Consider the following 22,686-nt stretch of genomic DNA (forward strand, 5'->3'; position numbering starts at 1 on the left):
GACACCATGCCCTGGCTCGAACACGACAACATCCGCCTGTATCACGAGTTTGACGATCCACACGATACGGGCAAGCCGGTGCTGGTGCTGTCCAACTCGCTGGGTACCAACCTCGGCATGTGGGAGCCGCAGCTCGATGCGTTGCGCCAGCATTTCCGTGTGCTGCGCTATGACCAGCGGGGCCACGGCCAAACAAGTGTGCCGGATGCGCCGTTCGGTGTCGCGCAGCTTGGCGGCGATGTGCTCGCACTGCTGGATCACTACGACATTGACCTGGCGCTGTTCTGCGGCCTGTCGATGGGCGGGTTGACCGGCCTGTGGCTGGCTGTGCATCACGGCGAGCGCTTCCCGCGCATGGTGGTGAGCAACACCGCGGCGCTGATCGGTACGCAGCAGAGCTGGAACACGCGCATCGCCCAAGTGGAGCAAGGCGGCATGGCCAGCGTGACCGAAACGGTGCTGGAGCGCTGGTTCACGCAGGGCTATCGCGATGCTGCGCCGGATCGTGTCGACATCGTCAAAGCGATGCTGCTGTCCACGCCAGACGCCGGCTACAACGGCAACTGCGGTGCGATCCGCGACGCAGACCTGCGAGCGCAATTGCCGAACATTCGCGTGCCAATGCTGGTGATTGGCGGCACGCACGATATTTCCACGCCCGCCGCGCAGACCAAGCTCATCGCCGATGGCGTGCCCGGCGCGCAGTACGTGGAGCTTTCCACCGGCCACCTCGCCAACTGGGAACAGGCCGACGGTTATACCGAAGCGCTGGTCAGCTTCCTCACGACAGGTGTGGCACGTGAGGCTGCCCATGGATGATCGCGAACGCCACGCCGCCGGCATGCAGGTGCGGCGCGCCGTGCTGGGCGATGCCCATGTCGACCGCGCCAACGCCGGGCAGACCGACCTCACTGCACCGTTCCAGGATCTCATCACGCGCTATGCCTGGGGCGAGATCTGGACGCGCCCCGGCTTGCCGCGCCACACACGCAGCCTGTTGACGATCGCCATGATGGTTGCGTTGGGCCGCGACGGCGAGCTGCGCCTGCACCTGCGCGCAGCCGCCAACAACGGCGTCACACGCGACGAGATTCAGGAGACGCTGCTGCAGACCGCCATCTATTGCGGCGTGCCGGCAGCCAACCATGCCTTCCACCTCGCGCAGACCGTGTTTGCCGAGATGGATGCGGAGGCCGCGGACAAGTAGGGCATTTCGTCTCGGGGGAGACACCACGCAACACAGACCGGGCAAACTGGCCGCCGAGCCAGAACAGACCCCAAGGAGGAGGCCCATGCTCAGTGCATTGGGTGTGTTGTTTGACGGGCTGGCCTACGGCAGCCTGCTGTTCCTGATCAGCATCGGCCTGTCGGTCACGATGGGGCTGATGAACTTCATCAATCTTGCGCACGGCGCGTTTGCCATGGCGGGCGGCTATGTGTGCGTGGTGTTGATGAACCGCCTTGGCGTGCCATTCCTGGCGACGCTGCCCATTGCTTTCCTTGTCACCGCAGCCATCGGGTTTGTGCTGGAGCGCACGTTGTACCGGCGGCTCTATCGCGCGAGCCCGCTGGATCAGGTGCTGTTCTCCATTGCGCTCGTGTTTATGGCGATGGCGGGAGCGACCTACGTCTGGGGGCCGGCGCAGCAGCCGGTTGAGTTGCCGGAGGTGCTGCGCGGGCAGCTGAGCGTGTTCGGCAGCGGGTTGGAGGTCGGGCGCTACCGGCTCTTCCTGATCGGCGTAGTGATCGCGCTGACCGTGCTGCTGGCCTGGTTGATCGAGCGCACACGCTTTGGCGCGCAGGTGCGGGCGTCGGTGGACAACCAGCAGGCATCTGCTGGGCTGGGCATCAACGTGAGCCTGGTGTTCTCCGTCACGTTTGCACTGGGCTCCGGGCTGGCGGGACTGGGCGGCGGATTGGGTATCGACGTGCTCGGGCTCGATCCGTCGTTTCCCATCAAGTACATGGTGTATTTCCTGCTCGTGGTTGCGGTGGGTGGCGCTGGCTCCATCAAGGGGACGCTGCTGGCGGCGCTGGTATTGGGCGTGTTCGACGTGGCGGGCAAATACTACGTGCCGGAAATTGGCGCGTTCGTCATCTACGGCTTGATGGTGGTCTTGCTCGTGCTGTTTCCGAGTGGCCTGCTGGGGAGGCGCGCATGAGCTTGCTGCAGCAAATGATGCGTGCCTCACAGCCCGCCGAGAGCGCACGGGTGCACGGCTTGCCCGATGCGCGTTGGTCGGCGCTGGAGTTGGCGTTCTGGTGCGTGCCGATCGCCGTGTTCTTTCTCTTTCCGGACTACCTGGTCTTTGGCAGTCAGGTGCTGATCGTAGGGCTGTTTGCGTTGTCACTTGACCTGGTGCTGGGCTACGCGGGTATCGTGTCGCTGGGGCATGCAGGCTTCTTCGGGCTTGGCGCTTATACGGCAGGGCTGCTGGCGGCGCACGGTTGGGGGGAGCCGTTGACGGGGTTGGCCGCTGCCGCCATCGTCGCTGCGCTCGGGGGCTTCTGCGTGAGCTTTCTGGTCGTGCGTGGGCAGGATCTGACGCGGCTGATGGTCACGCTCGGCATCGGCCTGATGCTGTATGAAGCGGCCAACAAGATGGCGTTCCTGAGTGGCGGTGTCGACGGGCTCTCGGGCGTGACCATGAGCAACCTGCTCGGCAGCTTCGAGTTCGACCTGACGGGCCGCACGGCTTACGTCTACAGCCTGGTCGTGCTGTTTGTCGTGTTTGTGTTGCTGCGCAGGCTGGTGCGCTCACCATTCGGGTTGTCGCTGCGCGGCATTCAACAGGGGCCGAAACGGATGCCGGCGATTGGCACGAATGTGCGCATGCGCCTGGTGGCCGCGTTTACGGTAAGCGCAGCAATTGCCGGTGTTGCCGGCGGGCTGCTCGCGCAGACCACGCAGTTTGTCGGGCTGGATTCGCTGGGTTTCTCGCGCTCGGCAGAGCTGCTGATCATGCTGGTACTGGGCGGAGCGGGCCGGTTGTACGGCGCGCTGATCGGCGCGGCGGTGTTCATGGTGGCGCAGGACGTGCTGTCCGGTATCAATCCGGTCTACTGGCAGTTCTGGATCGGCTTGCTGTTGATGGTGATCGTTCTGTTTGCGCGTGGCGGCCTGTTGGGTGGGCTGGAGGCGGCGGTTTCCGGCATCAAGGCCTGGCGTGCGCGCAGAGGAGGTGCTGCATGAACGCGCCGACGATGCATCCCACGCCAACGCTCAGTACACGCGGATTGTCCAAACGCTGGGGCGGCTTTCATGCCAACTCGGAGATCTCGTTGTCATTCGCGCCCGGCGCACGTCACGCGCTGATCGGCCCCAACGGCGCAGGCAAGACGACCTTCATCAATCTGCTGACCGGCGCGTTTGCGCCCACCTCTGGTCAGGTGCTGCTAGGCGAGGAAGACATCACGCGCCTGCCGGCGCACCAGCGCGTCAAGCGCGGCATTACGCGCACGTTCCAGATCAACACGTTATTCCCGGGGCTGACGGTATTGGAATCCGTGATGCTCGCCATCTTCGAGCGCACAGGTGTTGCGTGGCAATGGCATCGCACGGTCGCCGCGCATAAGGAGGCGCGCGACGAGGCCATGGCGCTGCTGTGCCGCCTGCAACTTGGCGCCGATGCGCTGGCGCAAACGCATGCGTTGCCGTATGGCAAACAGCGGCTGGTGGAGATTGCGCTCGCGCTGGCCACGCAGCCGCGCATCCTGTTGCTTGACGAACCTGCCGCCGGCATCCCGGCGGGGGAGAGCGCCGAACTGTTCGAGGTGATCGCCAGCCTGCCGCGCGATATCACCATCCTCTTCATCGAGCACGACATGAACCTCGTCTTTCGCTTTGCCGAGCGGATCAGTGTGCTGGTGGCCGGCCGCGTGCTGACCGAAGGCTCGCCACAGGAGATCGCCGCCGACCCGCGCGTGCGGGAGGTCTACCTGGGGGAGGCCGAACATGCCTGAGTTGCTGGCGTTTGAGAACGTGACCGCCGGCTATGGCAACGCCATCGTGCTGGACGACGTGTCGTTCACGCTGGACACGGGTGGCAGCCTTGCGCTGCTGGGCCGCAATGGCGTTGGCAAGACGACGCTGCTGAGTACGTTGATGGGCTTCACACGCCTGCATCGTGGGCGCATCCGCTGGCAAGGCGCAGACATCGGCAAGGTCGCACCGCACCGCCGCGCGCGGGCTGGGCTTGGATGGGTGCCGCAGGAACGGTGGATGTTTCCCTCGCTGACGGTGGAAGAGCACCTGACGGCCGTCGCTCGGCCAGGCACCTGGGATGTGGCGCGCGTCTACAAGACGTTCCCGCGCCTGCAGGAGCGGCGGCGCAATCTCGGCAACCAGCTCTCCGGCGGTGAGCAGCAGATGGTGGCCATCGCCCGTGCTCTGATGACGAACCCTGCGCTGCTGTTGCTTGATGAGCCGATGGAAGGCCTCGCGCCGATCATCGTGCAGGAACTCGGCCGCGCCATCCGTGCGCTGGTGGAAGAGGGCGGCATGGCGGTGATTGTGGTGGAGCAGCATGCACGTCTGGCGCTGGAGTTGACGCAGCGCGCGATGGTGCTCGATCGTGGGCGCATCGTTCACGCATCGAGCAGCGCCGATCTGCTTGCCGACAAGCCGCTGCTGCAGCGGCTTGTGGCGGTCGCCTGAGGCTGGGTAGGGCTTACTTGCCCGGGTCCTTCACGTCGGCAAATTTGTCGAACTCGACGTTGTAGAGCTCGTTGCCGACCTTTTCCACCTTGCGGATATAAACCGTCTGCACCACATCGCGGGTGGCGGGGTCGATGGTGATCGGTCCGCGCGGGCTGTCGATCTTCATGCCCTTGAAGGCAGCCATGGCCTTCTCGCCATCGATCTTGCCGCCCAGCTTGTTGATCACGTCGTAGATCGCGCCGATGCCGTCGTACGCGGCCACCGCCATGAAGTTGGGGCGGCCCGCACCGGGGTTGGCCTCGGCAAAGGCTTTCAGGAAGGTCTTGTTCTGCGGCGAGTCGTGCGCCGCCGAGTAGTGGAACGACGTGATCACACCCAGCGTCGAGTCGCCCATGGCCGGCAGTACGTGGTCGTCCGTCAGGTCCCCGGTGGCGATGACCTTGATGCCAGCCTGTGCCAGCCCGCGCTCTCGGAAACCTTTCATGAACGCCACGCCTTGCTCGCCAGCCGGCAGGAAGACGAACACGGCTTGTGGCTTCGTGTCTTTCACGCGCTGGATGAACGGCGCGAACTCGGGGTTGCGCAGCGGCACGCGCACGGCTTCCACGACTTGCCCGCCGCCTGCAGTGAAGGTCTGCTTGAAGGCGTTTTCTGCGTCGATGCCGGGCGCGTAGTCGGCCACCACCGTCGCCACCTGCTTGATGCCGTTCTTCAACGCCCACGAGGCAATCGGCGCGGAGACCTGCGGCAGCGTCATCGACACGCGCGTCACGTAGTCGGATTTGGTGGTGATGGATGACGACGCGGCGTTGAAGATCACCATCGGCTTCTTGGCCTGCTGCGCGATGGGTGTCACGGCCAGCGCTTCCGGCGTGAGGCCGAAGCCAGCCAGGAAGTCGACCTTGTCGCGCACCACCAGCTCCTGCGCCAGACGCTTGGCGACATCCGGTGCGGGGCCGGTCGTGTCCTTCATGATGATCTGCACCTGACGCCCGCCGGCCGTTGTGCCATGAAGCTTCTGATACGCCTTGATGCCGCCTTCCATCTGCTTGCCGTAATCCGCAAAGGTGCCGGAGAAGGGTGCGATCAGGCCGATCTTGATCGGCTCGTCCGCGAAGGCGGGCAACGCACGCATCAACGTACCAGCAATGGCAGTCAACAGCAGCACACGACGTTTCATGAAGGTCTCCAAAGGTTGAGCGGCAAGCGTGGGCCGGAAACTTGGGGCAGTGGCGTCGCCTGCGCGTGGCGACGATCCTAAAGGCTTCGTGTTCGCATTGCAACCGAGTGTTCGTATAGTGAACATGTGTCGTAAGGTCGCTACTTGGTGTGTTTGCGCTTGGCCGGTGCATGACCGGGCTCGCGCCATTCGTCGGCCTCGTCGTTGAACAGCGATGCCACCAGCGCGCGGAACCACTGGCTGCGCGCATCGTTGTGGAACTTGCGGTGCCAGTGCTGCTTGAGGTCGAAGCTGGGCAGCTCCAGCGGCGGCTCCATCACGCGGATGTTGGCGTGCGATTGCATGAACGATAGCCCCACCGCATGCGGCACTGTGGCAATCAAGTCCGTGCGCGCGAGGATGAACGGAATGCTCATGAAGTGCGGCGTGAGCAGAGCTGGTGTACGGCGGATGCGCTTGCGCTCCAGGAAGCGCTCGTACAACTCCTGGCTGCGCCCTTCCGCACGCACCACGGCGTGGCCGTATTCCAGGAACTGCGCCATCGATAGCTTCGTGTTGCCGCCGCGTGTGACGGGGTGATCTGCCCGCACGATGCAGGTGAAGTAGTGCGTGAACAGCCGCTGCTGGAAGAAGTTGTTCTTCTTCAGGTCAGGAAAATAGCCGACGGCCAGATCGAGTGCGCCGGTCTCCAACGCACGCTCAATCTGCGCCGGCGGCAGCGATACGGACTGCACCGACGCCCCCGGCGCCTCCCGCGCCATCGCCTCGATGATGCGGGGCAGGAACACCATCTCGCCCACGTCCGACAAGGCAATCGAAAACAGGTGCGTGGTGGTGACCGGGTCAAACGCGCTGGTCTCCAGAATGCCCTGCTGCACGCGCGCCAACACATCACGTGCGGCGGGAATGAGGGCGAGCGCACGCGGTGTCGGTTCCATGCCGCGCGAGGTGCGCACGAACAGCGGGTCATCGAACGCCGTGCGCAGCTTGGCCAGCGCCGTGCTCACGCCTGGCTGGCTCATGCCGAGATGCTGCGCAGCCATGCTCACGCTGCGTGCGTCGTGCAATGCCAGCAGGATCGGCAACAGGTTCAGGTCAAAGTCGGGCAGCGTGGACATGGCAATCGCACTATCTGAATGAGCGATAGAGTTTATCGCCGATATTGCATTGTGCGATATCAAGGAGCGCGCCAACAATGCTTGCCAGAACGATTCCAATCCGTCTGGAGACAACCACCATGCGCACCCAGGTCGCCATCATCGGCGCGGGCCCCGCCGGCCTGCTGCTCGGGCAGCTTCTGCATCGCAACGGCATTGATGCCGTCATCCTCGAAACCAGGAGCCGCACGTATGTGGAAGAGCGCATCCGCGCTGGCGTGCTGGAGCAAGGTACGGTCGACATGCTCAATGAAGCCGGTGTGGGTGAACGTATGCGCCGTGAGGGGCTGGTGCACCACGGCATTGATCTGCTGTTCGGCGGTAAGCGGCATCGCGTGGACCTGACGACGATGTCGGGCGGGCGCTCCATCACCGTGTATGGGCAGCACGAGGTGGTGAAGGATCTGATTGCCGCACGCGTGGAGCAGGGCGCTCCGCTGCTCTTCGAGGTGAGCGACGTATCGGTGCACGACATTGAATCGGCCACGCCCTCGGTGCGCTTTGTGCATGACGGTGTGCCGCAGACGCTGCAGTGCGACTACATCGCTGGTTGCGACGGCTTCCACGGCATCTGCCGGCCGGCGATCCCGGCGCAGCGGCAGGCCGTGTTCGAGCGCGTCTACCCGTTTGCGTGGCTGGGCATCCTGGCTGAGGCAGCGCCCGCTGCCGAGGAACTGATCTACGCGAGCCACGACCGCGGCTTCGCGCTGTTCAGCATGCGTTCACCCAAGATCACGCGGCTCTATCTGCAATGCGAGCCCGACGAAAACCTGGCCGAATGGTCCGACGCCCGTATCTGGGATGAACTCCACACGCGCCTGGAAACCAACGACGGCTGGCATCTCAAAGAGGGTGCGATCCTGCAGAAGAGCGTGACGCCGATGCGCAGTTTCGTCTGCGAGACGATGCAGTACGGCCGCCTGTTCCTGGCGGGCGATGCAGCGCATATCGTGCCGCCCACCGGCGCCAAGGGCATGAACCTGGCCGTGGCCGATGTGCGCGTGCTGGCCCAGGCGCTGACTGCGCGTTATCGGCAGAACGATACGACGCAACTGGCCGGCTACTCGGAGCGTTGCCTGCAACGCATCTGGCGTGCGGAGCATTTCTCATGGTGGATGACGTCGATGCTGCATCGCTTCGACGACTACACGCCGTTCATGCAGCGGCTGCAACGCGCAGAGCTGGAGTACGTGACGTCCTCGCCGGCAGCGGCGCGCGTGCTGGCCGAGAACTACGTCGGCCTGCCGTTTGTCGATGCGCCGGCGAGGGAGTTGAGCGCTGTGGGGAACGTCAGTCGTTCCAGGACGGCGTAGTCGTCGGCTTGGACAGCGCAATGCGCGACACCAGCGGGCGGAAGCCCAGGCTGCGAGAGGTGGTGTAGACCTTCTGTGCGTTGGCGGTCTTCAATGCGTAGTCGATCGTGAAGACCGGCAGGCCGCCCGCACAGTGCTTTTGCAACTGTTCAATGGTCCACTTGGTGTCTGCGGCAGGTGGAGCTTGATCACCGCCGGCCGGGTCGCTCCAGGCGACACCTGCGTCGCCGCCAAACCACGTGTCCTCCTGCGAAATGGCATCGAGGTTGGGCAGCAGTTGTGCTGCACCCACGGCATCGATGAGCTCCGGCGCGTTTTGCTGGATCACCGCAAATTGCGGGTTGATCGTGCGGCCCGCCGCCCGGATCTTCGCAATGAAATCGACCATGGCCTTGGCCGGATTCACGCCGGCTTTCTTTGCAGCGGCAACCACTGTCGCGTTGGTGTAGCCCTCCACCCAATCCAGGTAAACGCCGTCAAAGCCTTCGCGTGCGAGTTGTGCCACCGCCCCGTTGGGGCCAAGCCACAGGTCTTGCCAACGCTGGTCCCAATAGGCCACCGGATAGTCGCCGGCCCAACCGTCCGGGTCTGTGGTCAGGATGAAGTTGGGGGTGCCGGGGCCCGTGGGGGTGGGCGGTTTCCAGTCGGTGGTCCAGTAGGTGCGGAAGTCTTCCGCCTGGCCGATGTCGATATACGCGATGACCTTGCGTGGCGAGCCGTCGGCCTTGGTATGCAGTCGCGTGACCATGCCGGCCGTGTTGAACGTCTCTTGGCCCTTGACCGTGTTGCCGGCTTCGACCACGACCATGTCGTACGGCTGCGCATCGAGCGCATTGATCTGTGCGTCGGTTTGGAGGTTCTGCAACTGATACATCCACGTTTGTACGCCAGCGAGCGGCGACGCGCTGCTCGCGCCGCACAGGGCGGTAGCTGTGGCTGGAGCGGGAGCCTTGGCGTCGAGGGATGTGGTGGTTGGCGCGGCCATGGCGGATTGAATGGACAGAGAGCTGCCGCCGTCGCCGCCTCCGCAGGCGGAGAGCATGACGGCAGAGCAAACGAGTGTGAGAGAGGTGTTGGACAGGCGCATGGTTGGTCTCGAGAGAGGGGACCTAGTGGAATGCTGCGATCCTGCGTGCACGCGCTGCGGCACGCGAGAAACGTTTGCGAAGCGCACGGCGAGCACGCTAGCACAGGCCCCCGTACGAAAGCGGGGAGGCCCCCTGAAAGTTCTTAAGACCTGGTTTCGATCTGCTTGCCCGAGCAGATCACGCAAGCGCACAAGCCCCCTGCGGAGGTAGATCAAAGGTTGGCGGCGCTTTCATCGCCACGCAAAGTGCAGCGGTGTATAGTCGGACAGCACTCGACCTTCAAGAAAGGGGGCATTTGCGATGGACACTTTGCCGGCGGGCCAATACAAAGGCTTCGACATCTATCCGTTGGCTTTCCAGCACGAGCGTACGGCACGCTGGCCCGAGGCCAGAGAGGACCGCAGCTACAACGCCGCCGTGATGATCTGCAGAGCAGGGGAGTCGCCCGAGCCAGGGCAGACCCAGGTATTTCGCCTGTCGGGGGAGCAGCAGTTCAGCAACGTGGGGGATGCGCGCGTGGCAGCCTTGCGCTTTGCAGAAAGCATCATCGACGGCGAAGTGCCGGACCTGTCGCTGGCAGTTGACAAGGTCTAAAGCGGCACGGCTCCTGTCCGTGATAGAATACCGGGCGAATCCGGCTTGCCGCCGGGCCTGAGGCCCGTGCAGCCGAGTCCAGCACCGGGGTTCCCCCCGCGTCGAGCCGGGCGGCGCGCTATCTGCGACCGCCACCCATTCCTCGCTTGCACTAAACGTACGAAATGAGGCGCGCGCCGTTGGCGGGCGCAACCTGCGTTGGGTGCAACTCGGTACCCCCCAAGCCCGCTGTGCGGGCCGATGATCGCGGCGATGCCGTTGCATGCCCAATGAGATTGGGCGTGCGGCGTGGTTCGGGTGGGTCATCACACTATTGCAACCATTGACGCAGCCGTGTGCTGCATACAAAGGAACGAGTTTGGCTAAGGAAGAACTGATTGAATTTGAAGGGGTGGTCTCCGAAGCACTGCCCGACAATCGTTTTCGCGTGCAACTGGAAAACGGCGTGGAAATCTGGGCATATGCCTCGGGCAAGATGCAGAAGCACCGCATCCGTATCCTGGCGGGTGACCGCGTGAAGCTGGAAATGTCGCCGTACGACCTCACCAAGGGTCGTATCAACTATCGACACAAGTAATACGGCAACAAAGCACTAAAGCGCCCAGCAAGACACATAAGAGACCGCGAGTACGCATGGCCCGCGGTTTTTTTCTTTCGCCTGTCCATTAGCGATCGTTAATATTCATGGACGTGTCACCTGGATGGGGTAGTATCTCCCCCGATCGCTGACGGGGGGTAGCACAGTCAGCGATCAACTGAAGTGCAGGGCTTTTCATCTTGTCAAGCCACGCCTCGCCTTCGCAATGTTGGGTGAGCGCGTGCCAGCTGTACCAGTCCTCAAATAAGCGCACGGCCCGCCGATAACCTCGGCTGAGGCTTCCAATCGCGCATTCAATTCGCCGGCCGGGGCGTCATCTGACGCTCGCACCCGTTCGGTGCTCAGTGTGTCAATCGAGTCACACCACATCGGGATACCGTACAGGTAGGACGGCGCTTGTCCATCGAAATCTGGGCGTAACGTTTTGCGTCCGAGGGAATAGAAATCACAATGTTGGAAACCACAAAAGCAGCACAGGGCATGGCACGCGCGAGCCGGCGCGTCATGATGGGCCTGATGGCAGCAGCAGCGCTGACGGGTCTGGGTATGCAAACTGCCTCGGCGCAAGCTACGCGTCCGAAGGCTCCCATCTACGGCGTCACCCTGGACGACGTCAGCAACATCAACGCGATCGTGGCATCGCTCACGCACCTGCCGTACAAGCCGACCGTGCGCGTGGTGTTCGATCCGGGCACGACGGCCGCTGAGTACTACCCGGCTCTCGTCAAACTCCATGCTGTTGCCTACGTGATGGGCGAGATCATGGACTCGTACTACTTCCCGAGCGATCTGCAAACCTACACAGCCCGTACCAACGAGCTGGTGGGCACGCTGAAGAACGTGGTGGACGTGTGGGAGATTGCCAACGAGATCAATGGCGAATGGCTGCGCCCGGATTCGAGCGGCCCGAACTCGGTTGCAGCACCGGAAGAGCAAGCCATTGGCAACATGGTGGCTGCCGCTCACGATATCGTTAAAGCTGCGGGTGGCCTGACCGCTGTGACGATGTACTACAACGACGACGGCAAGGGCACCAACTGCTACGAGCTGCCGATGGACTCGTGGCGCACTTGGGCGCAGACCTACCTGCCCGCACGCGTGCGTCAAGGTGCTGACTACGCGCTGTTCAGCTACTACCCGTACCAGGATTGCCCAGGCCTGAACCCGACGTGGACGAACGACTTCAAGCTGTTGGAGTCCATCTTCCCGGTGGCGAAGGTCGGCTTTGGCGAGATCGGTACGTCGAGCACGTCGGCGCCGAAATCGGTGCAGCAGAACCTGATCAAGTCGTACTACCCCATGGGTACCGCCACGATGGCTGCCGACCCGCGTTTCATCGGCGGCTACTTCTGGTGGAACTACGTCGAGCAGATGCTGCCGTACAGCAGCAGCTCGTACTGGAGCTTGCTAAACAACACCATCAAGCCGCTGGCAGCACCGCAATAACGAGGGGCTTGTAAGCCTCCGGACCCGAGGGACGGGACACCGCGCCGGACGGGGAAGTGAATCCGGCAACAAAAAACCCGCGTCAGCTCAAGCTGCGCGGGTTTTTTCTATGGTGGTGTGCGGGGTCAGGCTTGGCCGCGCGAGGCGAGGTAAGCGCGGAATTCGTCAGCGACTTCCTTGTGCTTGAGTGCCAGTTCCACGGTGGCCTTCAGATAGCCCAGCTTGCTGCCGCAGTCATAACGCACGCCCTTGTAGCGATAGGCCAGCACCTGCTCGGCCGACAGCAGCGACTGGATGGCGTCCGTCAATTGCAGTTCGCCGCCTGCGCCGGGCTTGAGGTTGCGAATGTGGTCAAAGATGCGAGGCGTGAGGATGTAACGGCCGACTACACCCAGGTTGGACGGCGCATTCTCCGGTGCCGGCTTCTCGATGATGCCCGACATCTTGATCACGCTGCCGTCTTCTTCCCACGGGCGGCCGTCAACCACCCCGTACGAACGGCTCTGCTCGCGGTCGATTTCTTCCACGCCGATCACCGAGCAGTTGTAGTGGTCGTACAGGTCGACCATCTGCTTCATGACAGGCGGGGTGCCGTCCAGCAAGTCGTCCGCCAGGATGACGGCGAAGGGCGCATCGCCGACCAGCTTTTCTGCGCATGCCACTGCATGGCCCAGGCCCAGTGCTTCGGGCTGACGCACGTAGAAGCAGTCCACATGCGACGGCTTGATCGAGCGCACGACTTCCAGCAGCGCAGTCTTCTGCTTGGCTTCGAGTTCAGCTTCCAGTTCGTAGGCCTTGTCGAAGTGGTCTTCGATGGCGCGCTTGCTGCGGCCCGTTACGAAGATCATCTCGGTGATGCCGGCAGCCATGGCTTCTTCCACGGCGTACTGGATCAGGGGCTTGTCCACCACCGGCAGCATTTCCTTCGGGCTGGCCTTGGTGGCCGGCAGGAAGCGGGTTCCCAGACCCGCGACCGGGAAGACGGCTTTGGTAACGCGTTGCATCGTGGTTTCCTTCGTATCGATTGGGTTTGCTGGTGCGCTCAGGCGGTCTGCACTGGCAGGCGGGCGATCTGGGCTTCCAGCTTGGCGAGCGTGGCCTTGAAATCCGCCAGGCGCTTCTGTTCTTGTTCCACCACGGCAGCCGGCGCGCGGGCAACGAAGGATTCGTTGCCGAGCTTGCCTTCAGCCTTGGCGATTTCGCCGCGCAGACGGTCGACTTCCTTGCCCAGGCGTGCCTGCTCGGCAGCCACGTCAATCTCGACCTTCAGCAGCAGCTTGTTCTCGCCGACGATCGCAACCGGGGCGCCGGCTCCGTCCTGCTCCATGGCGGCGGCATCCGTGTAGACCTTCACTTCTGACAGCTTGCCCAGCGCTTGCACATACGGAGCGGCGGTTTGCAGGAATTCAGCCTCACCGTTGGCAAACAGCGGCACGCGCTGCGCCGGGGATAGGTTCATCTCGCCACGCAGGTTGCGGCACGCATCCACCAGGGCCTTCAGTTGCTGCACCCATTGCTCGGCCTGCTCGTCGATCTTGGTGAGTGCAGCGCGCGGGTATGCCTGCAGCGCGAGGCTCTCAGTGCCGTCGCCCTTGGCGCGGCCGGCCATCGGGGCAACCTTCTGCCAGAGTTCTTCGGTAATGAACGGGATGATCGGGTGGGCCAGGCGCAGCACGGTTTCCAGCACGCGCAGCAGTGTGCGGCGCGTGGCGCGCTGCTGGGCCGGCGTGCCGGTCTGGATCTGCACCTTGGCGAGTTCGAGGTACCAGTCGCAGTACTCGTCCCAGACGAACTTGTAGATGGCGCTGGCGATGTTGTCGAAGCGGTAGTCGGCAAAGCCTTTCTCCACTTCGATTTCCACGCGCTGCAAGAGCGAGACGATCCAGCGGTCGGCCTGCGAGAAATGCAAGTAGCCTTCGGGGCCGCAATCACCAACGCATTCCTGCATGCCGCAGTCCTGGCCTTCGGTGTTCATCAGCACGAAGCGCGTGGCGTTCCAGAGCTTGTTGCAGAAGTTGCGGTAGCCCTCGCAGCGGCTGGAGTCGAAGTTGATGCTGCGGCCCAGTGTGGCGAGCGACGCGAACGTAAAACGCAGCGCGTCAGCACCAAAAGCCGGAATGCCTTCGGGGAATTCCTTGCGCGTGCGGTTCTCCACCTTCGGTGCGTCCTTCGGGCGGCGCAGGCCAGTGGTGCGCTTGGCCAGCAGCGGCTCCAGCGCAATGCCGTCGATCAGGTCCACCGGGTCGAGCGTGTTGCCTTCGGACTTGCTCATCTTCTTGCCTTCCGAATCGCGCACCAGGCCGTGCACGTAGACGGTGTGGAAGGGCACCTCGCCGGTGAAGTGCAGGGTCATCATGACCATGCGCGCCACCCAGAAGAAGATGATGTCGTAGCCCGTCACCAGCACGGTGGAGGGCAGGAAGTGCTTCAGCTCCGGCGTATCAGCCGGCCAGCCCAGCGAAGAGAACGGCACCAGCGCCGACGAGAACCACGTGTCGAGCACGTCGTCGTCACGCGTGAGCGCGCCGGTATAACCCTTGGCGGCAGCTTGCGCTTTGGCTTCTTCTTCGGTGCGGCCCACGTAGACGTTGCCGGCTTCGTCATACCACGCCGGAATCTGGTGGCCCCACCACAGTTGGCGCGAGATGCACCAGTCCTGGATGTTGTTCAGCCACTGGTTGTACGTGTTGACCCACTGCTCGGGCACCAGCTTGATCTTGCCGCTCTGCACCGCGTCCAGCGCCACTTCGGCGATGGAGCGGCCCGGGAAGCGCGTGCCTTCCGGTGCCGGTTTGCTCATGGCGACAAACCACTGGTCGGTCAGCATCGGCTCGATCACGACGCCCGTGCGATCACCGCGCGGCACCATCAGCGTGTGCTTCTTCACCTCGGCCAGCAGCCCTTGCGCTTCGAGGTCCGCGACCATCTTCTTGCGCGCATCGAAGCGGTCCATGCCGGCGTAGGCGGCCGGCGCATCGGCGACGATCTTCGCGTCGAGCGTCAGGATCGACAACTGCGGCAGCTTGTGGCGCTGGCCCACCGCGTAGTCGTTGAAATCATGCCCCGGGGTCACCTTGACTACGCCGGTACCAAATTCGCGGTCGACGTACTCGTCGGCAATCACCGGGATCTGGCGATCGGTCAGCGGCAGGTGAACGAACTTGCCGATCAGGTGGGCGTAACGCTCATCTTCGGGGTGCACCATCACGGCGGTGTCGCCGAGCATCGTCTCCGGGCGCGTCGTAGCGACGGTCAGATGAGTCAGGCCGCGAACGGCGTCCGGTTCGGCCAGCGGATAGCGGATGTGCCACAGCGAGCCTTCTTCCTCTTCGCTCACCACTTCCAGGTCGGACACGGCGGTGCCGAGCACCGGGTCCCAGTTGACCAGGCGCTTGCCGCGGTAGATCAGGCCCTGCTCATACAGGCGCACGAATACGTCGCTCACAGCACGCGACATCTTCGGGTCCATCGTGAAGTATTCACGTTCCCAGTCGATCGAGGCGCCCATGCGGCGCACCTGGCGCGTGATGGTCGAGCCCGATTGCTCCTTCCATTCCCAGACTTTCTCGGTGAACTTCTCGCGGCCGAGATCGTGGCGGGAAACGCCCTGCGCATCCAGTTGACGCTCGACGACGATCTGCGTGGCGATACCGGCGTGATCCGTGCCAGGCACCCACAGCGTGTTGGCGCCCATCATGCGCGCATGGCGCGTCAGACCGTCCATGATGGTCTGGTTGAACGCATGGCCCATGTGCAGCGTGCCCGTCACGTTCGGCGGCGGGAGCTGGATACAGAAGTCCGGCTTGCCGGCTTCAAGCGTCGCACGGGATACGCCCATTGCTTCCCACGCTGCGCTCCATTTCTGCTCGATGGTGGCGGGTTCGAAACTCTTGGCGAGGGACTGGTTTTGATCGGTCATGCTGACAGGGGGCGCAAATCCGCGCAAAAAGACGATTGGCCCGGGAAAAATGCTGGGCGAAAGCTTGGAATTATACGACTTGTGCGTGTCAGCTACGGACGAGGCGGCAAAGCGGGCCGGTATAATTTGCGGATTCTGCCGAGGCTCCTCCCGCATGTCCGACCTGCTCGCCAATCTGAACCCCGAACAACGCGCTGCCATCACGCTTCCCGATGAATCAGCGCTGATCCTGGCAGGGGCGGGCAGCGGCAAGACGCGCGTGCTGACCACCCGCATCGCCTGGCTGATCCAGAGTGCGCGGGTGTCGCCGGTGGGTGTGCTGGCCGTCACGTTTACAAACAAGGCGGCCAAGGAGATGACAGCGCGCTTGCAGGCCATGCTGCCGATCAACACCCGCGCCATGTGGATTGGCACCTTCCACGGTCTGTGTAACCGCCTGCTGCGTGCGCACTACCGCGATGCCGGCCTGCCGCAGACGTTCCAGATTCTGGATACGCAGGACCAACTCTCTGCCGTCAAGCGGCTGCTCAAGTCGCTCAATATCGACGACGAGAAGTTTCCGCCCAAGAACGTCCAATACTTCATCAACGGGGCCAAGGAGCAGGGCCAGCGCGCAGGTGATCTGGAAATTGCCAACGAGTACGATCGCCGCATGGCCGACCTCTATGCCGCCTACGACGCGCAATGCCAGCGCGAAGGCGTGGTCGACTTTGCTGAGCTACTGCTGCGCTGCTACGAACTGCTGCGCTACAACGATGCCATCCGCGCGCACTATCAGCGGCGCTTCAAGCACATCCTCGTCGACGAATTCCAGGATACGAACAAGCTGCAATACGCCTGGCTGAAGATCCTGGCCGGCTTGGGCGAGCCGGGTGTCACGCCCAATGCCATCTTTGCCGTGGGTGACGATGACCAGAGCATCTACGCGTTTCGTGGTGCGAACGTCGGCAATATGGTCGACTTCGAACGTGAATTCCGTGTCGAGCACCGTATCAAGCTGGAGCAGAACTACCGCTCGCACGGCAACATCCTCGACACGGCCAACCACCTGATCGCGCACAACTCGCGTCGCCTGGGCAAGAACCTGCGTACCGACGCCGGCCACGGTGAACCCGTGCGCGTGTACCAGGCCGCCACGGATGGTCAGGAAGCGGGCTGGATCGTCGATGAGATCCGTGACCGCATCGCCAGCGGCATGTCGCGTTCGGAAATCGCCATTCTCTATCGTAGCAACGCGCAGTCGCGGGTGATTGAACACGCGCTGTTTTCGGCGGGCATCGCCTACAAGGTGTACGGCGGCCTGCGCTTCTTCGAGCGTGCGGAAATCAAGCACGCGCTGGCGTACATCCAACTGCTGGAGAACTCGGATAACGATGCCGCGTTTGGCCGCGTGGTGAATTTCCCGGCACGCGGCGTGGGGGCGCGCTCCCTGGAGTTGCTGCAGGATGCAGCCAAGCTGTATGGCATTTCGCTGGCGGCCTCGGTGCCCTATCTGACGGGTGCCGCAGGGACCAAGCTGTCCGCCTTTGTGCGTCTGATTGAGCAGATGCGTGCCGACACGCGCCAGATGACGCTGCCGGAGATCGTTCAGCACGTCATTCATGCCAGCGGCCTGATCACGCACTACCAAGGCGAGAAGGAAGGCCAGGACCGTATCGAGAACTTGCAGGAATTGGTGACCGCCGCGCAGGCGTTCGTGGCCGAAGAGGGCTACGGCGTGGATGCCATCGCCACCGCATTGCCGGTGCGCCATGACGCGCTGATCCGCATTGAAGGCGGCGAGACCGATACTGTTTCCGAACTTGTCACCGACGAAACGCCGGCGGAAATGAGCCCGCTGGTCGCCTTCCTCACGCACGCCTCGCTAGAGGCGGGGGACAACCAGGCCCAGGCCGGCCAGGATGCCGTGCAGATGATGACCGTGCACGCAGCCAAGGGGCTGGAGTTCCACGTGGTCTTCATCACCGGGCTGGAAGAGGGTTTGTTCCCACACGAGAACAGCCAGATGGAGAAGGACGGCCTCGAAGAGGAGCGCCGTCTGATGTACGTGGCGATCACGCGGGCGCGCGAGCGGCTGTATCTCTCATTTGCGCAAAGCCGCGTGCTGCATGGCCAGATTCGTTACCACATCCGCTCAAGGTTCTTTGACGAGCTGCCGGAAGACACGCTGAAGTGGCTGACGCCACAGCACTCGGGGTATCAATCGACGCGCCGCGCGCAAGGCGAAAGCGGTGCCTGGGGCAAAGATTGGTTTAAGCGCCCCGAGCGCGGTGACGAAGACGCCTACACTGGTACGCGCCCGACCGGCGGCATGGACACCGGCAAGAACTACGCCGATGCCAAGCGTGCGGAGGCCACGGGCTTTCGCGTTGGCCAATCGGTATTCCACAACAAGTTCGGGGAAGGCGTTATCACGACGCTGGAAGGTGAGGGCGCCGAGGCGCGCGCCCACATCAAATTCAACCGTCACGGGGTGAAGATCCTGGCCCTGGGCATTGCCAAGCTGGACCCGATCAACTGAGCGTCGATCGGGTAGGCGTGAAGGTCAGGCCGTCGTGTCGGTGGTCTGACCCGCAGCTTGCGTCACGTTGAAGCAGCCGCGGTAGGTGGCGTAGAAGGAACAGTACAGCACGGCCATCACCAGAATCCGGTACGGCGTAGCGATGATCGGGGCGATGTTGTTGGCGCCGCTTGAGGCAAACGCCGCATCGATGAACAGCGGAATCGCAATCAGCAGGATTCCAACCAGTGCGCCGTACAGGATGAATGCCGCGCGATTGCGCCACACGGCCATCCAACTGAAGAACAGCGCCTTGCCGACCGGAATGCCGTGCCAGGCCACCAGCAGCGGTGCAAACCAGAACAGTACCGCCACCGGGATATACAGCACCGCGCCCATCACCATCGTCAGGTAGAGCTCGCGGATGGCTTCGGTGGTGGGCGGTTTGTCGCTGAATACCGCCATGAGCGTGTCGGTATCCACCATCGTCATCAGGATGCCGCTGACCACCAGCACCAGCACACCGTAGATGCCGCCGAGCTTCAGCAGACCGCGCATCGCATCCTTGCCATATGCCCGGAAGCCCGCAATGAGCGATGCTGGCCCAACGCGCTTGCCCGCCACCGTATCGCGGCAGGCCGACATGAAGCCCACGAAGATGGCCGGATTGACCAGCAGGATGGCGAACACGCCAATGGGTGCCGCCACCAGCATCAACAGGTTGACGGCAAACAGATAGATGAACAGCAGCAGCAAAAACCCGATCGGGTTCTTGCGGAACAGCCACGCACCCTGGCGCAGCCAGACGTAGCCTTGCTTGCCGGAGACTTCGATCAGTTGCATTGTTCGGGAATGTCCAGAGTCAGCCCAGCCGCATGCACTCGCTCGCGCAGCACGCGCTCGAAGTGGGTCGGGTCATGCGGCTTGAGCAGTTCGGCATCACGTGGCAGGTAGAAATCCCACAGGCGTGATACCCAGAAACGATAGGCGGCGGCGCGCAGCATGTCTTGCCAGTGCCGCGTTTCAGCATCGGTGAAAGGGCGCACTGCGTGATAGGCATGCAGCATGGCACGCGCGCGCTCGGTATCCAGCACACCGGTGGCGAGATCGATGCACCAGTCGTTGACGGTCACCGCCACGTCGAACAGCCACTTGTCGACGCCGGCGAAATAGAAATCGAAGAAGCCGCCGAGGCGCTCCGGCTGACCATCAGTCGCAGGCTCGAACAGCACGTTGTCGCGGAACAGGTCGCAATGGCACGGACCTTCGGGCAGCGCGGCGTAATCGGCACTGGCGAAGAAGTGTTGCTGGTGAGTGAGTTCGCTCTCCAGCAGTGCGCGCGTATCGCCGTGCACGAACGGCACGACATCAGGCACCACTTCATTCCACCACGGCAGACTGCGCAGATTGGGCTGATGCCGGGTGTAGTCGCGCCCGGCCAGGTGCATGCGCGCGAGCATGTCGCCCACGATGGCGCACTCGGACACCGTCGGCGCCAGGTTGGAGCGGCCCGCCAGGCGCGTCACGATGGTGGCCGGTTTGCCGTTGAGCATACGCAGGATCTCGCCGTCGCGCCCCGGAATCGGCGCCGGCACGCTGATGTCGTGCTGCGCCAGATGCTGCATCAGATACAGGTAGAACGGCAGTTGCTCAAACGTCAGGCGCTCGAACAGCGTCACCACGAATTCGTGCGTTTGCCCGTCTTTCTCCGTGGTCAGAAAGAAGTTGGAGTTTTCGATCCCGGAGGGGATGCCGCGAAATGCGCGCACGGCGCCCACATCGTATTGATCCAGCCAGAGAGCGATCTCGGCGTCGGAGACCGGGGTGAAAACAGCCATGCTTCAGAAATGGGAAACGGGTGAAAGGAGGCGGCGCGGTGAACGGATATCGCCGCGCCGGTGCGCCTCGTGGGCGCAGGAATTCAGAACTTCAGGACGTTGACCGAGGGCACGCGGTCAATATCGCCGCGCTCGCGAATGCGCGGCGAGCTGTCTTCAGGCTTGCTCAGGTTGTAGGACGTGCCCATGCCGGATTTGACATGGATGTCCGGCGCTTGGCCTTTCTGGAAACGGTATTCCTCGACCTGCGTACCGTCGTTGTCGCGGTACTCGAAGCTCGGCTTGGCGGCTTCGTTGTGGATCGCACCCTTGGTCGGCTTGGACAGCGGCTGGTTGTTGATGGCCTTGACGTCAGGCAAGTCCAGGCCGGCGCTGTCCTGCGTCACTTCAGCGTGCACAGGCAGGGCTAGGCAGAGGGCGGCACCCGCGGCCAGCCCCGCGTGGCGCATCAGGCGTGCGGAGGCAGAAAAACGACGGGCGGCAGGCGGGTGAAGCGGCGAATCCATGATGGACTCCAGCGAGTGATCCGGGACCCTACATTCTAGCAGTCCGGCCATCCCACCATCGTCCATCTGGATGGCGCTGAATGTCACACCCAAGGTCACAGATAGAACATCTCTTCCTTGGGCGGAATCGGCGAGGTGCCTTCGCGCTTTTCGTAGAACTCGTAGACGGCGTCGAGCGCATCTTTCGGTTCGTCGACGATGCGCATGATGTCGAGGTCGTGTTCGGCAATCAGGCCCATGGGCAGCAGCGTGAAGCGGAACCAGTCCAGCAGTCCCTTCCAGAAGTGGCTGCCGAACATGACCACCGGCACGCTGCGCGATTTACCGGTCTGCACGAGCGTGAGCACTTCTGCCAGTTCATCGAGCGTACCGAAACCGCCCGGCATGACGATGAACGCGTCGGAGTTCTTCACGAAGGTGACCTTGCGTGTGAAGAAATGGCGGAACCGCATCGAAATGTCCTGATACGGATTGCCTTGCTGTTCATGCGGCAATTCGATGTTCAAGCCGACGCTGGCCGACTTGCCGGCGTGCGCGCCCTTGTTGGCTGCTTCCATGATGCCGGGGCCGCCGCCGGAGATGACTGCGAAGCCCGCATCCGAGAACAGCCGGGCGATTTCGATCGTGCGTTCGTAGTACGGCGAATCCTCGCGCAGGCGCGCGCTGCCGTAGATCGAGACGGCCGGACGGATCTCCGAGAGGTACTCGGTCGCCTCGATGAACTCTGCCATAATCGTGAACATCTGCCAGGAGGCGCGCGCTTTCTTTGCGGTAGCGCGTTCTTCATCGGCAAGTGCCCGCAGGCTGGGGATCATCTTGCGGTCGGTGCGGCCTTGTGCAGCGTCGGATTTGGTGGAGGCAATCTCCACAGTACGGTCCGCACCCACCGTCACGTTGACGTCCATGTCAGCCGTGGATGCACCAGCAGCCTGCTTCGCCACGCCGCCTTCAGCGGAAGCGCCATTGTTGGAAACGCTCTCGGGCGTTCCATTCACTTTAGAGTCCATGGGAATGTCGGAAAGTCAAGAAACGCTGTTGCTCGTCGATGGCTCGAGTTATCTGTACCGTGCTTATCACGCACTGCCCGACTTGCGTAACGGAGAAGGGTTTCCTACGGGGGCCATCTACGGCATCGTGAATATGCTGCGCAAATTGCGCAGCGACTACCCGGCCAAGTATAGCGCTTGCGTTTTCGACGCCAAAGGCAAGACGTTCCGCGACGATCTGTATCCCGCCTATAAAGAGCATCGCGCGCCCATGCCGGATGATCTGCGCGCGCAGATCGAACCCATTCACGAAGCCGTGCGCGCGCTGGGCTGGCCCATCCTGGTGGTTGAGGGTGTGGAGGCCGATGATGTGATCGGCACCCTGGCTGAACGGGCGACACGGGAAGGCGTAAGAACCATCGTCTCCACCGGCGACAAGGACCTTGCGCAACTGGTGAGCGACCACGTCACGCTGGTCAACACGATGACCAACGAGACGCTTGACCCGGCCGGTGTGCAAGCCAAGTTTGGCGTGCCACCCGAGCGCATCGTCGACTATCTCTCGCTGATTGGCGACACGGTCGATAACGTGCCCGGCGTGCCCAAGGTGGGCCCGAAAACGGCGGTGAAGTGGCTGACCGAATTCGGCACGCTCGACAATGTCATGGCCCGCGCGGCTGAGATCAAAGGCGTGGTGGGCGAGAACCTGCGCAACACGCTGGAGTGGCTGCCCAAGGGCCGAGAGCTGCTGACGGTAAAGCTCGATTGCGATCTGTCCAAGGAAGTGCCGACGTTCGATGCGCTGATTGACGGCGGTGAAGACAAGAGCGAGCTGGTCGATTTCTTCTCGCGCTACGGCTTCAAGACCTGGCTGCGCGAGGCGTCTGGTGAGGCGCTGCCC

The 22,686-nt window shown here is 63.0% G+C and carries 21 protein-coding genes; 12 read left to right on the forward strand and 9 right to left on the reverse strand.

Annotation, left to right across the window (positions count from 1 at the left end):
* The first annotated feature begins 6 nt into the window (after positions 1-6).
* The 6 genes from pcaD (at position 7) to JHD73_RS10295 (ending at position 4,657) form a co-directional block, all read left to right on the forward strand.
* Entirely contained in the window at positions 7-819 is an 813-nt protein-coding gene (gene pcaD, locus JHD73_RS10270; RefSeq protein WP_199030187.1) for a 3-oxoadipate enol-lactonase, read from the forward strand.
* Entirely contained in the window at positions 812-1,207 is a 396-nt protein-coding gene (gene pcaC / locus JHD73_RS10275) for a 4-carboxymuconolactone decarboxylase (protein ID WP_199030188.1), read from the forward strand. The genes pcaD and pcaC overlap by 8 nt, the downstream gene beginning before the upstream one ends.
* Positions 1,208-1,292: 85 nt before the next feature.
* On the forward strand, positions 1,293-2,162 hold the full coding sequence (locus JHD73_RS10280) for a branched-chain amino acid ABC transporter permease (protein WP_199030189.1): 870 nt from the start codon (positions 1,293-1,295) through the stop codon (positions 2,160-2,162).
* Positions 2,159-3,193 (forward strand): branched-chain amino acid ABC transporter permease, encoded by a 1,035-nt coding sequence (locus JHD73_RS10285; RefSeq protein WP_199030190.1) that lies wholly within the window; start codon positions 2,159-2,161, stop codon positions 3,191-3,193. Before JHD73_RS10280 ends, JHD73_RS10285 begins: the two co-directional genes overlap by 4 nt.
* Positions 3,190-3,963 carry an ABC transporter ATP-binding protein gene (locus tag JHD73_RS10290; RefSeq protein ID WP_199030191.1) on the forward strand — a complete coding sequence of 258 codons (774 nt, stop codon included), beginning with the start codon at positions 3,190-3,192 and terminating at the stop codon, positions 3,961-3,963. The genes JHD73_RS10285 and JHD73_RS10290 overlap by 4 nt, the downstream gene beginning before the upstream one ends.
* Positions 3,956-4,657, forward strand: a complete 702-nt coding sequence (locus tag JHD73_RS10295; RefSeq protein WP_199030192.1) for an ABC transporter ATP-binding protein — start codon at positions 3,956-3,958, stop codon at positions 4,655-4,657. Before JHD73_RS10290 ends, JHD73_RS10295 begins: the two co-directional genes overlap by 8 nt.
* A gap of 13 nt (positions 4,658-4,670) precedes the next feature.
* Here the strand turns inward: JHD73_RS10295 and JHD73_RS10300 are convergent, their stop codons facing one another.
* Both JHD73_RS10300 and JHD73_RS10305 read right to left on the reverse strand, forming a co-directional pair.
* Positions 4,671-5,840 carry an ABC transporter substrate-binding protein gene (locus JHD73_RS10300; RefSeq protein WP_199030193.1) on the reverse strand — a complete coding sequence of 390 codons (1,170 nt, stop codon included), beginning with the start codon at positions 5,838-5,840 and terminating at the stop codon, positions 4,671-4,673.
* A gap of 140 nt (positions 5,841-5,980) precedes the next feature.
* Positions 5,981-6,958, reverse strand: a complete 978-nt coding sequence (locus JHD73_RS10305) for a LysR family transcriptional regulator (RefSeq protein ID WP_199030194.1) — start codon at positions 6,956-6,958, stop codon at positions 5,981-5,983.
* A 119-nt stretch (positions 6,959-7,077) separates the two neighbouring features.
* Here JHD73_RS10305 and pobA point away from each other — a divergent pair, with 119 nt between their 5' ends.
* Positions 7,078-8,310, forward strand: coding sequence for a 4-hydroxybenzoate 3-monooxygenase (gene pobA / locus JHD73_RS10310; protein ID WP_199030195.1), 1,233 nt, complete (start codon positions 7,078-7,080; stop codon positions 8,308-8,310).
* Here the strand turns inward: pobA and JHD73_RS10315 are convergent.
* Positions 8,288-9,397 (reverse strand): endo alpha-1,4 polygalactosaminidase, encoded by a 1,110-nt coding sequence (locus JHD73_RS10315; RefSeq protein ID WP_199030196.1) that lies wholly within the window; start codon positions 9,395-9,397, stop codon positions 8,288-8,290. The genes pobA and JHD73_RS10315 overlap by 23 nt on opposite strands.
* 301 nt (positions 9,398-9,698) lie before the next feature.
* On the opposite strand from JHD73_RS10315, the gene JHD73_RS10320 reads away from it, so the two are divergent.
* The 3 genes from JHD73_RS10320 (at position 9,699) to JHD73_RS10330 (ending at position 12,036) form a co-directional block, all read left to right on the forward strand.
* Positions 9,699-9,992: a hypothetical protein gene (locus tag JHD73_RS10320; RefSeq protein WP_199030197.1), complete on the forward strand. Its 294-nt coding sequence runs from the start codon at positions 9,699-9,701 to the stop codon at positions 9,990-9,992.
* A 358-nt stretch (positions 9,993-10,350) separates the two neighbouring features.
* Positions 10,351-10,569 (forward strand): translation initiation factor IF-1, encoded by a 219-nt coding sequence (infA, locus tag JHD73_RS10325; protein ID WP_004631109.1) that lies wholly within the window; start codon positions 10,351-10,353, stop codon positions 10,567-10,569.
* A 471-nt stretch (positions 10,570-11,040) separates the two neighbouring features.
* Entirely contained in the window at positions 11,041-12,036 is a 996-nt protein-coding gene (locus JHD73_RS10330; protein WP_199030198.1) for a hypothetical protein, read from the forward strand.
* Positions 12,037-12,161: 125 nt separating this feature from the next.
* On the opposite strand, the gene galU is transcribed toward JHD73_RS10330, so the two are convergent.
* A complete protein-coding gene (gene galU / locus JHD73_RS10335; protein WP_199030199.1) occupies positions 12,162-13,040 on the reverse strand; it encodes a UTP--glucose-1-phosphate uridylyltransferase GalU in 879 nt (292 codons plus the stop codon).
* A 38-nt stretch (positions 13,041-13,078) separates the two neighbouring features.
* Positions 13,079-15,955 (reverse strand): valine--tRNA ligase, encoded by a 2,877-nt coding sequence (locus tag JHD73_RS10340; RefSeq protein ID WP_199030200.1) that lies wholly within the window; start codon positions 15,953-15,955, stop codon positions 13,079-13,081.
* Positions 15,956-16,109: 154 nt separating this feature from the next.
* Here JHD73_RS10340 and JHD73_RS10345 point away from each other — a divergent pair, with 154 nt between their 5' ends.
* Positions 16,110-18,476 (forward strand): UvrD-helicase domain-containing protein, encoded by a 2,367-nt coding sequence (locus JHD73_RS10345; RefSeq protein WP_199030201.1) that lies wholly within the window; start codon positions 16,110-16,112, stop codon positions 18,474-18,476.
* 24 nt (positions 18,477-18,500) lie between these two features.
* Here JHD73_RS10345 and JHD73_RS10350 read toward each other — a convergent pair whose 3' ends face one another.
* From JHD73_RS10350 to JHD73_RS10365, 4 genes are all read right to left on the reverse strand, one after another.
* Entirely contained in the window at positions 18,501-19,298 is a 798-nt protein-coding gene (locus tag JHD73_RS10350; protein WP_199030202.1) for a BPSS1780 family membrane protein, read from the reverse strand.
* On the reverse strand, positions 19,289-20,293 hold the full coding sequence (locus tag JHD73_RS10355; protein ID WP_199030203.1) for a homoserine kinase: 1,005 nt from the start codon (positions 20,291-20,293) through the stop codon (positions 19,289-19,291). The genes JHD73_RS10350 and JHD73_RS10355 overlap by 10 nt, the downstream gene beginning before the upstream one ends.
* 83 nt (positions 20,294-20,376) lie before the next feature.
* On the reverse strand, positions 20,377-20,799 hold the full coding sequence (locus JHD73_RS10360; RefSeq protein WP_199030204.1) for a hypothetical protein: 423 nt from the start codon (positions 20,797-20,799) through the stop codon (positions 20,377-20,379).
* Positions 20,800-20,894: 95 nt separating this feature from the next.
* Positions 20,895-21,806, reverse strand: a complete 912-nt coding sequence (locus JHD73_RS10365; RefSeq protein WP_199030205.1) for a TIGR00730 family Rossman fold protein — start codon at positions 21,804-21,806, stop codon at positions 20,895-20,897.
* A gap of 4 nt (positions 21,807-21,810) precedes the next feature.
* Between JHD73_RS10365 and JHD73_RS10370 the strand changes: the two genes are divergently transcribed.
* On the forward strand, positions 21,811-22,686 hold an 876-nt coding region (locus JHD73_RS10370; protein WP_306663041.1), incomplete at its 3' end, for a 5'-3' exonuclease H3TH domain-containing protein.

Source organism: Ralstonia sp. ASV6 (genome assembly GCF_016429285.1).
Classification (GTDB): Bacteria; Pseudomonadota; Gammaproteobacteria; order Burkholderiales; family Burkholderiaceae; genus Ralstonia; species Ralstonia flaminis.

What these genes read in the sequence shown, in the direction of transcription:
- JHD73_RS10290 (WP_199030191.1), top strand. Translation starts at nt 3,190, where the DNA reads ATGAACGCGCCGACGATGCATCCCACGCCAACGCTCAGTACACGCGGA.
- JHD73_RS10365 (WP_199030205.1), bottom strand. Translation starts at nt 21,806, where the DNA reads ATGGACTCTAAAGTGAATGGAACGCCCGAGAGCGTTTCCAACAATGGC.
- JHD73_RS10350 (WP_199030202.1), bottom strand. Translation starts at nt 19,298, where the DNA reads ATGCAACTGATCGAAGTCTCCGGCAAGCAAGGCTACGTCTGGCTGCGC.
- JHD73_RS10280 (WP_199030189.1), top strand. Translation starts at nt 1,293, where the DNA reads ATGCTCAGTGCATTGGGTGTGTTGTTTGACGGGCTGGCCTACGGCAGC.
- JHD73_RS10285 (WP_199030190.1), top strand. Translation starts at nt 2,159, where the DNA reads ATGAGCTTGCTGCAGCAAATGATGCGTGCCTCACAGCCCGCCGAGAGC.
- JHD73_RS10355 (WP_199030203.1), bottom strand. Translation starts at nt 20,293, where the DNA reads ATGGCTGTTTTCACCCCGGTCTCCGACGCCGAGATCGCTCTCTGGCTG.
- JHD73_RS10360 (WP_199030204.1), bottom strand. Translation starts at nt 20,799, where the DNA reads ATGGATTCGCCGCTTCACCCGCCTGCCGCCCGTCGTTTTTCTGCCTCC.
- JHD73_RS10300 (WP_199030193.1), bottom strand. Translation starts at nt 5,840, where the DNA reads ATGAAACGTCGTGTGCTGCTGTTGACTGCCATTGCTGGTACGTTGATG.
- pcaC (WP_199030188.1), top strand. Translation starts at nt 812, where the DNA reads ATGGATGATCGCGAACGCCACGCCGCCGGCATGCAGGTGCGGCGCGCC.
- pobA (WP_199030195.1), top strand. Translation starts at nt 7,078, where the DNA reads ATGCGCACCCAGGTCGCCATCATCGGCGCGGGCCCCGCCGGCCTGCTG.
- galU (WP_199030199.1), bottom strand. Translation starts at nt 13,040, where the DNA reads ATGCAACGCGTTACCAAAGCCGTCTTCCCGGTCGCGGGTCTGGGAACC.
- JHD73_RS10320 (WP_199030197.1), top strand. Translation starts at nt 9,699, where the DNA reads ATGGACACTTTGCCGGCGGGCCAATACAAAGGCTTCGACATCTATCCG.
- JHD73_RS10305 (WP_199030194.1), bottom strand. Translation starts at nt 6,958, where the DNA reads ATGTCCACGCTGCCCGACTTTGACCTGAACCTGTTGCCGATCCTGCTG.
- JHD73_RS10315 (WP_199030196.1), bottom strand. Translation starts at nt 9,397, where the DNA reads ATGCGCCTGTCCAACACCTCTCTCACACTCGTTTGCTCTGCCGTCATG.
- JHD73_RS10295 (WP_199030192.1), top strand. Translation starts at nt 3,956, where the DNA reads ATGCCTGAGTTGCTGGCGTTTGAGAACGTGACCGCCGGCTATGGCAAC.
- JHD73_RS10330 (WP_199030198.1), top strand. Translation starts at nt 11,041, where the DNA reads ATGTTGGAAACCACAAAAGCAGCACAGGGCATGGCACGCGCGAGCCGG.
- pcaD (WP_199030187.1), top strand. Translation starts at nt 7, where the DNA reads ATGCCCTGGCTCGAACACGACAACATCCGCCTGTATCACGAGTTTGAC.
- JHD73_RS10340 (WP_199030200.1), bottom strand. Translation starts at nt 15,955, where the DNA reads ATGACCGATCAAAACCAGTCCCTCGCCAAGAGTTTCGAACCCGCCACC.
- JHD73_RS10345 (WP_199030201.1), top strand. Translation starts at nt 16,110, where the DNA reads ATGTCCGACCTGCTCGCCAATCTGAACCCCGAACAACGCGCTGCCATC.